We start from the raw sequence: 11,986 nt of genomic DNA on the forward strand, positions 1-11,986 counted from the left end.
GTAACAAGGCCGCGAGCCTCGTGGGAGCCGACGGATCGGCTGCGGTGAGGCGTTGTGATCGGGATCACGGAAACCGCTGTCCCGCGGAGCCCCGGCATACCACTTGCGTTCCCGCTCCCTCACGCTGCGCACTGGCCGCTCGGCCGCATCGGTCGCATCGGTCGCATCGGTCGCATCGGTCGCGCCGGTCGCGCCGGTCGCAGTCGTCGCGCCGGTTCAGTCGGAGCACGGCGGCTCGTAGGACAGCCGGGGCAGATACTCGTGCCACCGCTCCCGGGTGAGCACGCCCTGGGTCGTCGAGCAGACCCGGCGGATCGCCTGGTCCACGTCCAGGTTCCACAGCCGGACGGTGTCGGTGCCGCTGGAGACGCCGAGCATCCGGCTCGCGGGACGGAACGCCAGGAAGTTGCCCGTCCTCGCGTTGGGGCTCATCGCCCGTCCGACCGCCGAGGCGTGCTCCGGGTCCCCGACGTCCCACATCCGCACCGTGTTGTCGTTGCCGCCGCTGGCGAGGGTGCGGCCGTCCGCGCCGAACGTCAGGGAGACGACCGCCTCGGTGTGGCCGGTGAGCGGGTGGCCCTGCGCCCGCGCCCCGGCCGGGTCGGTGACGTCCCACAGCCGGACCGCGTCGTCGTCGCCCGCGCTGGCCAGGGTGCGCCCGTCAGGGGCGTAGGCCACGGAGTTGACCGGCCCGCCGTGCCCGGTGAGCGGGCCGCCGAGGGGTGCCGCCCGGCCGGGCCTGGCCACGTCCCACAGACGGACCGTGGCGTCCGCGCTGCCGCTGGCCAGGGTGTGCCCGTCCGGGCTGAAGGCGAGCGAGTTGATGTAACCGCCGTGCCCGGTCAGCGGCTTGCCGAGCGGCACGGCGTGCGCCGGGTCGCGCACGTCCCACAGCCGGATCGTGCGGTCGTCGTAGGCGGTGGCCAGCGTGCGGCCGTCCGGGCTGTACGCGAGCGCGTCGGGGCCCATGAATCGGGTGCGCAGCGTCAGGGGCGGGCCCAGTGGGGAGGGGTGGGCGGGGTCGCGGACGTCCCACAGATGGACCGCCCTGCTGCCGGTCAGCACCGCGAGGGTGTGCCCGTCGGGGGAGAAGACCAGGGAGCGCTGTCCGCCGTCGCCGGGCAGAAAGGGCTTGTTCAGCAGCACGGGCCGGTCGGGACTGGACACGTTCCACAGACGCACGCTGCCGTCCCGCGCGGCCGTCGCCAGCACCTTGCCGTCGGGCCGGAACGCACCGGTGCGGCCGGTCATGTCGGACGTCGGGACGGACCACAGCCGGACCTTGCCGTCGCCGCTGCCGGTGGCGAGAGTGCGGCCGTCCGGGCTGAAGCCGAGCGCGTACATCTCCCCGCTGCCGCCCGCCAGCGGCTCGCCGACCTGCGAGGCGTCCGCCGGGTCGCTGACGTTCCACAGGCTCGCGGTGCTGTCCGCGCTGGCGACGGCGAGCATGGTGCCGGCCGGGTTGAAGGCAACCGACCAGACGGGGCCCAGATGCCCGGTCAGCGGGGTGCCGATCTGGTGGGCGCGGGCCCGGTCGGAGACGTCCCACAGCCGGACGGTGTCGTCGGCGCTGCCGCTGGCCAGGGTGCGCCCGTCGGGGCTGAAGGCCACCGAGTGCACCAGCCCGGTGTGCCCGGTCAGCCGGACCGGCCGCTCGGGCCGGCGCCGGTCCGACACGTCCCACAGCCGTACGGCGTCGTCGTCGCCGCCCGCCGCCAGCGTGCGGCCGTCCGGGCTGAACGCCACCGAACGCACGGCGGCCTCCGCCCCGGTGAGGGTGGCGAGCGGCGCCGGGTGCCCGGGGTCGGCGACATCCCACAGGCGGACCGTGCGGTCCTCGCTGACGGAGGCCAGCGTGCGGCCGTCCGGGCTGAACGCGACCAGGTAGACCGTGGCCTCGTGCCCGGTCAGGGGTGCGCCGAGCGGCTTCGGCCGCTCCGGGTGCCGTACGTCCCACAGCCGTACGGTGCCGTCGTCGGCGGCGCTGGCGAGGGTGCGTCCGTCGGGGCTGAAGACCGCGCTGCTCACCCAGCTGCGGTGCCCGGTGAGGGGCTTGCCCAGGGCGCGGGGGCGCCGCGCGTCCGACACGTCCCACAGGCGTACGGTCCGGTCGTAGCCGGCGGTGGCCAGGACCTCGCCGTCGGGCCGGAACGAGGTGAGGTAGACCGCGCCGGAGTGGCCGCTCAGCGGGGTGGCCAGGGGCGCGTTCACGATCGAGACGAGCCGGCTGCCGGTCTCCTCGTCGTCCGGGCGCAGCCGGTGGGCCACCAGGTCGAGCTGGGCGGACAGCGAGGGGTCGGTGTACTGGAAGCGGTCGGCCTCGGCGAGCACCTGGGCGAACAGGGCGTCGTCGCGCTGCTTCCACGCCACCGCCGCCGCTCCGACGGCCACCAGCGCCAGCGCGACGAGCGCCGCGACCCCGCCGCGCAGGATCCACACCGTGCGCCGGCGCAGCCGGACGGAGGCGGCCAGGAACTCCACGGCACCGCGCGTGAGGAAGGTGTCCCCGGCGGACCGCGCCCACTCGTGCGCCTGCTCCAGCCGGGAGCCCCGGTAGAGCAGGGCGGAGTCACGCTCGGACTCCTCCCAGGCCCGGCCGTCCTCCTCCAGGCGCTGACGCAGCAGGTGGCCCTGCCGGTCCTCCTCGATCCAGTCCCGCAGCCGGGGCCAGGCGTGCAGCAGCGCCTCGTGCGTGATCTCGACCGTGTCCGCGTCCAGGGTCACCAGCCGGGCCCGGACCAGCGCCTCCAGCGACTCCTCCGTCTTCGCGGGGTCCGCCGCCTCGGCCGCGAGCTGGCGGCGGGTGCCGCGGCGCCGGGTGGCCTGGGTGTCCTCGCCGATCCGGACCAGGCGCAGCAGCAGCAGCCGGGCGGCGGTGCGGGCCGCAGGGTCCAGCTGGGCCCATGCGCGCTCGGCGGTCGCGGCGACCGCTCCCTGGATGCCGCCGGCCGCGCGGTACCCGGCGAGGGTGAGCCGGCCGGCCTTGCGCCGCTGCCAGGTGACGAGCATCGCGTGCGACAGCAGCGGCAGCACCCCCGCGTCATGGGCGCCGCGGGGGCCGTCCGCGCCCACCTCGCGGGCGATCAGCTCGGCGAGCCCCGGTTCCAGTTCCAGTCCGACCGCCTTGGCGGGGCCGGTGACGGCCTCCCGCAGTTCGGTGGTGGTGAGCGGGCCGAGGACCATGTGCCGGTGCTGGAGGGCGTCGGCCAGCTCGGGGTGGACCAGGCACTGCTCGTAGAAGTCGGCGCGGATGCCGAGGACGACCAGGGCGGGGGCGGGGGCGCCGGGCCGGGGCGGGGCGCAGGCCGCGTGCAGGACACGGACGAAGGCGCGGCGGTCGGCCTCGTCGGCACAGAGAGTGAAGGTTTCTTCGAACTGGTCGACGATCAGTACGGGAGGGGCGGGTGCCGCGTCGGACGGCGACCCGGGCGGGCCGGTGGCCGAGGCCTCGCGCCGGGCCCAGGCGACGACGGCCGTGTGCACGTCCCGTACGAGGTCCGCCTCACCGTCAGCCGATCCGTCCGGCGCGCGGGCGGTGGAGACAGTGGCCACCACGTCCGTCAGCTCCGGCACCCGGCGTACCAGCTCGCCCAGCGGATCGGCGCCCGGCACGAGCTGGAGCACGGCACTCGCGCGGGGCGCGTCGGCGCCGCCCAGTGCGCCGTCCCGCACGGCCGGCACCAGACCGGCGTTGAGGAGGGAGGACTTCCCGGCGCCCGAGGCGCCGACCAGCATCACCAGGCCGCCGGTGCGCTCCGCCGCGCGGAGCCGGGCGACCAGGGTGTCCGTGCTGCGCTCCCGGCCGAAGAACCAGCGGGCGTCCTCCTGCCGGTACGAGGCCAGCCCCCGGTACGGGCACACCCCGCCGGACACCCCCGCCGGGGCCGTCTGCTCGGGCTCCTGCGCCTGCCCGGAGGTGGCCCGTTCCCACAGGTGCTGCCACTGCACCAGGTCGTACAGACCGGCCGACACGGGCGACGGCCGCAGCCGCCGGGCCTGCGGGACGAGGACGTGCAGGACGGCCGAGAGGGCGGCGAACTGCGCCGGTACGTTCCTGGCGCGCCGCCAGTCACTGATCCGCTGGGCGGACACCCGGACGGGGCGTCCCCGCTCGTCGACCCGCTGGAGGCGGACGACCGCCTCGGCCACGCTCTTCAGGGGTGGGTTCCCGGCCTCCTTGTAGAGCAGCGCGAGCCGTTCCGCGAAGGCCGCGCGCGCCGCCGACTCGGAACTCAAGACCCTCACTCCCTCACTCGCGCGCCACCTGGTCTTCCGGACCGGAAAACTCACTTTATACGGCTGACCTGCGAGGAAGACCCGCTCCGGAGACCGGAACCTCCTCGCGGGCGCCCTCCGACTGGCAGGATCACGACGCAGGTGCGGGAGCCGCCGCGCGCCGCCGAGGCGGGCCCACCAGCCGCAGAGCCCGAAGCCGCCTCATCCGGCGCCGCACGTTCTCGGACAGCTTTCACACCTCGCTGTCGGCGGGAGTCGCGCGCGTCGCGCCGCCGTCGTACCGCCCGACCCGCCCGGACCCGCGCCGGCCCACGGAGCCCGGAGACAGGTCGTGGCCCGGCCCTCGCGCCGCCGTCCGGCACCGGTCCCCACGAGGGGAGGGACCGGTGCCGGACGACGCGGTCACCGCTGCCACGGCGGGTGCCCCGCCCCCGGCGAGCGTGAACCCCCGAAAGCTGTGATGGTGGTGGGGGAGGGGACGACAGGCCGGTCTCGCGCTGCAAGGCGGTGAACGAGGTGGCAGAGAGCGACGACATACCCCCCGGACCGGGCTCCCCCCACGCGGACCCCCTCGGCGACCCCTTCCTGCGGACCCGCTTCGCGCTGCCCGCCCGGCCGGCCACGTTCCTGCGCCGCGCCCGCCTGGTCCACCACCTCGACCAGGCCCTCCGCACCCCGCTGACCATGGTCAACGGCGCCGCCGGAGCCGGCAAGACCCTGCTGGTCGCCGACTGGGCGGCCGGCCTGCGGCACCCGGTTGTCTGGCTGAGCCTCGACCCGTCGCTGGGCGGCCCGGGGATGTTCTGGGCCCATCTGCTGCAGGCGCTGCGCACCCACGGGGTGCCGGTCGCCGACGGGGTCGGCACACCCGCCGACGCCGGCCGCGTGCCCCACACGCTGCTCACCGGGCTCGCCGCCCAGCTCGGCACCGACGGCGACGAGCTCACCGTCGTGCTCGACGAGTACGACCGGATCGGCACCCCCGAGGTCGCCGAGCAGCTGGAGTTCGTCCTGCACCACGCCGGGCCCGGCCTGCACGTGGTCCTCGTCACCCGCACCGAGCCCCTGCTGCCGCTGCACCGCTACCGCGCGTCCGGCGCCATCACCGAGATCCGCAACGCCGAACTGGCCTTCACCCCCGAGGAGACGGTCGCGCTGCTGCGGCGGCACGGACTGCGCCTGTCCGTGCAGGCCGCGGCCGCCCTCGTCGAACGCACCGGGGGCTGGGCCGCCGGCCTGCGGCTGTGCGCCCTGGCCGCGCAGGAGCACCTCGACCCGGAGGCCTACCTCAAGGAGTTCGAGGCCGGGCACAGCGCGGTCGCCGACTTCCTGCTCGCCGAGGTCCTCAAACGGCAGCCGTCCGCCACCCAGGACCTCCTGCTGCGCGTCAGCGTCCTGGAGCGCTTCTGCCCCGACCTCGCCAACGAGCTGACGGGCCGCGGCGACGCCGAGGCGATCCTCGCCGGCCTGCACCGGGAGAACGCCTTCGTCGAGGACCTCGGGCACGGCTGGTACCGCCTGCACCCGCTGTTCCGGGAGATCCTCCGGGCGCACCTGCGCGAACGCTCCGCCGAGCTGGAGCCCCGGCTGCACCTGCGGGCCGCGCACTGGCTCGGCCGCTCCGGCCATCTGCCGGAGATGCTGACGCACGGGGCCGCCGCCGGGGAGTGGGACCTCACCGCCGGGGCCCTCGTCGACGACCTGGCGATCGGGCAGCTCTTCACCGGGCTGCGCACCGGCCACCTCGTCGACCTGTTCTCCGGCATGGACCCGGCGGCGGCCAGCCCCGCCGCCGACCTGGTCCGGGTGGCGCGCGACCTGTCCCGCGGCGACCTCGACCACGCCCTGGCCCGCCTCGGGCCCGTCCGGGAGCGGCTGGCCGCCGCCGGGCCCGGCGGCACCGCCGCGGGCCGCCTCGGCTGCGCCCTGCTGGAGGCGCTGGCGGCCCGGGTCACGGGCTCCCCGCAGCGCGCCGAGGACGCCGTGCGCACGGCGCGCGAGCTCCAGCACGAACTGCCCGCCGACCTGCTGGACAAGCACCCGGAACTGTCCGCGCTGCTGCTGACCCACCTCGGCTCCGCCCGGCTGTGGGCGGGCGACCTCGACGAGGCGCGGGCCGCGCTCACCACCGTCGCCGCCACGACCGGGGCGGCTACGGCCCTGCCGCGCGCGGACGCCCTGGAACTCCTGGCGCTCATCGACCACCTGGACGGCCGGCCGGCCACGGCGGAGCGCAAGGCGTCCGCCGCGCTCGCCGAGACCGACCGGTACGGACTGGCCGAAGGCGCCGGCACCGGGCTCGGACGCGTCGTCCTGGCCGCCGTGGCCGTCGAACGCGACGACCTGACCGAGGCGCGGGACCTGCTCGACGGGACGCCCGGACCGGCGGTGCACGACCCGGTCACGGCGGCGGGCCGCTCGCTCGCGACGGCCCGGCTGCTGCTGGCCCGCGGCCGGGCGCGCGCCGCGCTGGAGGCCGCCGAACCCGTCGTGCCCGCCGCCGTCCGCTCCCCTTGGCAGCGGGTGCACACCGCGCAGGTCGCCTCGTCGGCGCACCTCGCCGAGGGGCGGCCCGACCTGGCGACGAAGGTGCTGGAGCAGCTCGGCGGCGAACACCCCGTCCTCGCCGTCGCCGCCGCCCGGGCCCGGCTCGCGGCGGGCGACCCGGACGCGGCGCTCGGACTGCTCGACCCGGCCGGGACCGTGGTGGGCGCGGGCCCCGCGGTGCTCGTGCGCGCCACGCTGCTGCGGGCGCAGGCCGCGCACACGGCCGGGGACACCGCGACCGCCCGCCGGTTGGTCGCGCAGGCGGTCGCGGAGGCCCGGCACGAACGGCTGCGGCGGCCCTTCCGCGAGGCCGGCCCGTGGATCGGGCCCTACCTGGCCGACGCCCCGGCGATGGGACCCGGCCGGGGAGCGCTGCCCTTCCCGGTGGAGCCGCTGAGCGGACGGGAACGGGACGTGCTGCTGCGGCTCGCCCAGATGATGTCCACCGAGGACATCGCCGCCGACCTGTACGTGTCCGTGAACACGGTCAAGACGCATCTGAAGAGCGTCTACCGCAAGCTCGCCGTCAACCGCCGCAACGACGCCGTGCGGCGGGCCCGTGAACTGGACCTCCTGTGACGGCCCGGCAGGATGCCGGGCACCCGGCGACCGCACGGGAGCGCCGGGCGCGGCTGTGGGCGCACGCCGACTACACCGGCGGCGTCTACGGCTCCATGCTGGCCGCGTCGGTGGTGATCGGCGCCGGCGCCCTGGGCACCTACCACCGCACCGAGCTCGTGGTGCTGCTGCTCCTGACGAGCCTGGTCTTCTGGGCGGCGCACGTGCACGCCCAGCTGTTCGGCGCGCGGCTCGCCGACCGCCCGTGGAGCGGGGCGACCGTCTGGCAGGTGTGCCGCGAGGAGTGGCCGATCGTGAAGGCCGCCGTCCCCCCGGCCGTGGCCGTGGCCGTCAGCCCCCTGCTCGGCCTGGACCTCTCCGGCACCGCGTGGCTGGCCCTGGCGGTCGCCGTCGCGGGGCAGGTGGGCTGGTCCGTGGCGGCGGCGGCGCGGGCCGGCGCGACCCGGCGGCTGATCGCCCTGAGCGCCGCCGTCAACCTGCTGTTCGGTCTCGTGATCGTCGTGTTCAAGATCGTGGTGTCGCACTGAGACACCCCACCGGCCCCCGGCTCACCTGCGCCGGGTGAGGTGGGGGCGGCGGCCCGGCGCGACGATGACAGGACTGCCATCGGCTGTCGGCGGGAGAGCAGCACATGCGCTACGAGATCCGCGTCGAGGGGCACATGTCGGAGACGCTGGCCAGACTCTTCCCGGAACTGGACCACGTGGTGATGTCCGGCCAGACCGTGCTGTTCGGGCCGATCGTCGACGACGCGCACCTGTACGGCCTCCTGGCCCGCTGCCAGTCGCTGGGCCTGCGCGTGGTGGAGATGCGGCAACTGCCGGAGTGAGCCACGCGCCCCGCCGTCCCGTACGGCACGGCGGCACGGCCGTACGGCGCCGTCCCGTACGGCCGTGTCGGACGTCCCGCCCTCTCAGATGTCCCGGGCCTCGACCCGGCCCGTCGCCACCGCCGTGCCCAGCGCCTCGAAGTCCCGCTCGTTCTGCTCGGCGTAGGCCCGCGCGAACTCCGTCAGGGCCCGGTCGAAGCGGTCGCCGCCCCCCAGGTAGGCCGCGATCGCCACCGGGTCGCCGGAGCGGGCGTGCGCCCGGGCCAGGCTGCCGCCGCACACCTGCCCGAACAGGCACAGCGTCGCCGGGTCCCAGAGCTCCGGCCGCGCGATGCCCTTCCAGTCCCGCAACTGGCGTACGTAGAAGTCCCGGCCGCGTCCGTCGAGGCCGCTGACGACATGCGTCCAGCCCAGGAAGATGTCGCTGGTCGTCTGGATCAGCCGCTGGCCCGTGACCACCCGGCGGCCCTGGTTGTCGAAGCGTTCCCCGCCGGTGTGCGCGGCCAGCACGGACTCCTGCGCCTCCTTCGCCTGGAGCAGCAGCGGATCGTCGTCGTCGCGGCCGAGCATCAGGATGATCCAGCAGCGGGTGCCGACACTGCCCACACCGACCACCTTGCGGGCGATGTCCACCATCCGGTAGTGCCGCAGCAGATGCCGGCGCTCCGACGACAGCGTCTTCGTGTAGCCCTCCACGACCGCCCGGAGCTCCTTCTCCTGCTGGTCCGTGGACGCCTGGCTCGGCAGGTCCCGCAGCGGGGTGATCAGCGGAGGGTCCGGCGCGATCAGCCGGCCCGCGGCCGTGCGCCGGGTCAGCTTCTCGAACGCCTGCATATGGGTGCGGGTACGGGCCTTCGCGGTCGCCTCGGCGGTGCGGCGCCGGGTCTGCTTGTTCATCGCGGACGCCAGCAGCGCGCGCATCCGGTCGGCGTCGTCCTGCGCGTACCAGATGTCCAGGGTCCGCATGCCCGCGAACTCCCGCATCCGCGTCCGGTAGGCGCTCACACAGGCGCGGACCGCCTCGGCCTGCTCCCGCGCGTCGAACCCGTTCGCGCGGGCCGCGATCACGAAGCTGGCCGCGAGCCGCTTGACGTCCCACTCGAATGGGCCGGCCAGGGTCTCGTCGAAGTCGTTGATGTCGAAGACCAGATGGCGCTCCGGCGAGGCCAGCAGACGGAAGTTCAGCAGATGGGCGTCCCCGCACAGCTGCACGGTCAGGCCGCTGTGCGGGTGCCGCCCGAGGTCCATCGCCATGATGGCCGCGGCGCCCCGGTAGAAACGGAACGGCGACTCCAGCATCCGGGCGTAGCGGATCGGTACCAACTCCCGTACGCGCGTGGTCGACTGATCCTCGATCACGTCGATCGGGTCGGTGCGGCCGTCCGCCTCGTAGCGGGCCTGGCCCGAGCGCGGGGCGCGCTTGCGGGCGTTCCTGCCGCAGTCGGCCCGCTCGGCCGGTGACAGGGAGGATGTGAACGCGCTCGGGATCGTCATGGCTCGCCTTCCAGGTCCGTGCGGCCGGAGTCGGCGGTCGCGGTGCGCGGGCGGGCGGCCCGTGCGCACCGGCAGACCCTTCCAGTGTCCACCCCATCCCCAGGGTGCCTCGAGGGGATCACCCGCCAGGGGTGACCCGGCGAGCGGCGGGGCGGGGCACGCTGATGCGGTGAGGGGTGCCACACACCGTCCCGCCGGCGGACCGGTGACGACGGCCGTACCACGCGAGGAGGAGCCATGACCATGTCGCGTGGCCCGGCGCCGCACACCGGATCCGATCCTCTGGCCGGCGGGACGGTCCCCACCCCCGACCAGCAGACCGAACGTCTGCTGGCGGCGCTGGGCGGCTCCTGGAAATGGCTGCTGGCCACGGCCGTGGCCACCCTGGTACCCGGCGTCGTGGCGCTGGCCTGGCCGGACGCCACCCTGCACGTCCTCGCGGTGATCATCGGGCTGTACCTGCTGGTGACCGGCGCCTTCCGGTTCGTCGCCTCGTTCGCGCGGGCGCACGGCGACCGGCATCTGGAGCTGCTCTCGGCCGTGCTCTTCGTCCTGGCCGGGGTGCTGTGCCTGCGCCATCCGCTGCAGACCATCGCCGCGCTGTCCCTGATCGTCGGCGCCGTCTGGGTCGTCACCGGCATGCTGACCGCCTGGACCGCCCTCGCGCTGAAGGGGATGCCGCACCGCGGGGTCGTCCTCGGCGCCGCGGCGCTCGGCGTCGTCGCCGGCATCGTCGTCCTGGCGCTGCCCGGCCAGTCGGCCGTCGTCCTGACCCGGCTGCTCGGTCTGTGGCTCGTCCTGCTCGGCCTGGCCGAACTGGGCGTCGCCTTCGCCTGGCGCGCCGCGCTGCGCCGGGCGCTGCCCGAGCCGCCGCCCTCCCGCCCACCGGCGGCCGCCTGAGCGACCGAGGAGGCGCGCATGCCCCCGGATGCGAACCCCGAGCCCCCCGACCCCGGCCACCGCGATCCCGGCGACCGCACCCCCGGCCCCCGGACGCTCTCCGCGGAGGAGGCCGCCACCTACGAGCGCCTGCGCCACGCGTCCACGCAACGGCACCGCAAGGCGCGCTACGCCGGGTCGTCGCTGCTGCTGCTGATCACCCTGCTGCTCGCGATCCCCGCCGTGGTCGCCGCATGGACGGCCGACACCGTCTCCGACACCGACCGGTACGTCGACACCGTCGCGCCGCTGGCCTCCGAACCGGCCGTGCAGGACGTCGTCACCGACCGGCTGACGGCCCGGGTCGTGTCCAACGTCGACGTCGACGCGGTGACGAAGGAGCTGGGCAAGGCGCTCGCCGACGCCGGCGCGCCCCCCGCCGTCGTCGACCGGACCCAGGCGCTCTCCGGGCCGCTGAAGGCCGCCGTGTCGAACGTCGTGCACGGCATCATCGACCGCGTCGTCACCAGCGACACCTTCGAGGAGGTGTGGGTGGACGCCAACCGGCGCGCCCACGCGGCGGTCGTGGCCGTGCTCACCGGGGACGACAGCGGGGCGGTGCGCGCCGAGGGTGACAGCATCAAGCTGGACGTCGGCCCCCTGATCGACGACGTCAAGCAGCGCCTGGTCGACCAGGGCTTCGACAAGGCGTCCGCGATCCCCGCGCCGGACGCGCAGATCACCCTGTTCCAGACGGACAAGCTGAGCGAGGCGCAGGACGCGCTGCGGCTGCTCGACGTCATGGGCGTCTGGCTGCCGGTGATCACGATCGTGCTGGCCGCGCTCACCGTGTGGACCGCGCCGGCCCACCGCATGATGCTGCTGATCACGGCCTCCGGCGTCGCCGTCATGATGATCGTGCTCCTCGTCGGACTGGCCGTGGCCCGCCGGATCTACCTGGACTCCGTGCCCACCTCGGTCCTGCCCACCGACGCCGCCGCGGCCATCTACGACACCTTCGTGCGCTTCCTGCGCGACAGCACCCGCACCCTGCTGGTCGTCGCCGTGATCACGGCCCTCGCCGCCTACCTGTTCGGCCCGAGCCGGGTCGCCCGCTGGGTGCGCGGCCAGTCGGCGCGCGGCACGGGCGCCGCCGGGCACGCCCTGCGGGACGCCGGCATGCGCACCGGTGCGGCCGGGCGGTGGCTGGACACCCACCGGTCCTGGGCCACCGGCATCGTCATCGGCGCCGGGGCGCTGGCCCTGCTGCTGTGGAACCGGCCCACGGTCGGGGTGGTCGCCCTGGTCGTCGGCCTGGTGGTGGTCGTCCTCGGCGATCCCCATGATCCCGCGGAAGATCGCGATGAGACCGGCGATCGTGAGCATGACCGCGGCGAAGGCCGTCAGGCCGGCGGCCCACGC

7 protein-coding genes are annotated in these 11,986 nt (G+C 75.4%); 5 read left to right on the plus strand and 2 right to left on the minus strand.

Going from position 1 to position 11,986, the window contains the following annotated elements; translation table 11 throughout:
• Positions 1-216 precede the first annotated feature (216 nt).
• Entirely contained in the window at positions 217-4,245 is a 4,029-nt protein-coding gene (locus ADL34_RS16105; RefSeq protein WP_107115752.1) for an NACHT and WD repeat domain-containing protein, read from the minus strand.
• A 507-nt stretch (positions 4,246-4,752) separates the two neighbouring features.
• Between ADL34_RS16105 and ADL34_RS16110 the strand changes: the two genes are divergently transcribed.
• From ADL34_RS16110 to ADL34_RS16120, 3 genes are all read left to right on the plus strand, one after another.
• A complete protein-coding gene (locus ADL34_RS16110) occupies positions 4,753-7,362 on the plus strand; it encodes a LuxR C-terminal-related transcriptional regulator (RefSeq protein ID WP_062673815.1) in 2,610 nt (869 codons plus the stop codon).
• Complete coding sequence (locus ADL34_RS16115; protein WP_062673698.1) at positions 7,359-7,889, plus strand: hypothetical protein; 531 nt, start codon at positions 7,359-7,361, stop codon at positions 7,887-7,889. The genes ADL34_RS16110 and ADL34_RS16115 overlap by 4 nt, the downstream gene beginning before the upstream one ends.
• Positions 7,890-7,993: 104 nt before the next feature.
• Positions 7,994-8,191, plus strand: a complete 198-nt coding sequence (locus ADL34_RS16120; protein WP_062673701.1) for a hypothetical protein — start codon at positions 7,994-7,996, stop codon at positions 8,189-8,191.
• 84 nt (positions 8,192-8,275) lie between these two features.
• On the opposite strand, the gene ADL34_RS16125 is transcribed toward ADL34_RS16120, so the two are convergent.
• Positions 8,276-9,685 carry a DUF2252 domain-containing protein gene (locus ADL34_RS16125; protein ID WP_062673703.1) on the minus strand — a complete coding sequence of 470 codons (1,410 nt, stop codon included), beginning with the start codon at positions 9,683-9,685 and terminating at the stop codon, positions 8,276-8,278.
• A 237-nt stretch (positions 9,686-9,922) separates the two neighbouring features.
• Here ADL34_RS16125 and ADL34_RS16130 point away from each other — a divergent pair, with 237 nt between their 5' ends.
• Together ADL34_RS16130 and ADL34_RS16135 are read left to right on the plus strand one after the other, a co-directional pair.
• On the plus strand, positions 9,923-10,585 hold the full coding sequence (locus ADL34_RS16130; protein ID WP_062673705.1) for an HdeD family acid-resistance protein: 663 nt from the start codon (positions 9,923-9,925) through the stop codon (positions 10,583-10,585).
• Positions 10,586-10,603: 18 nt separating this feature from the next.
• Positions 10,604-11,986 (plus strand): hypothetical protein (locus tag ADL34_RS16135; RefSeq protein WP_199835581.1); only part of this gene is annotated, 1,383 nt, incomplete at its 3' end.

The sequence above is a fragment of the Streptomyces sp. NRRL WC-3605 genome (genome assembly GCF_001509795.1).
Classification (GTDB): Bacteria; Actinomycetota; Actinomycetes; order Streptomycetales; family Streptomycetaceae; genus Streptomyces; species Streptomyces viridochromogenes.

Bases quoted from the DNA above. Each gene is read 5' to 3' on its own strand.
- ADL34_RS16125 (WP_062673703.1), bottom strand. From the start codon at position 9,685: ATGACGATCCCGAGCGCGTTCACATCCTCCCTGTCACCGGCCGAGCGG.
- ADL34_RS16130 (WP_062673705.1), top strand. From the start codon at position 9,923: ATGACCATGTCGCGTGGCCCGGCGCCGCACACCGGATCCGATCCTCTG.
- ADL34_RS16120 (WP_062673701.1), top strand. From the start codon at position 7,994: ATGCGCTACGAGATCCGCGTCGAGGGGCACATGTCGGAGACGCTGGCC.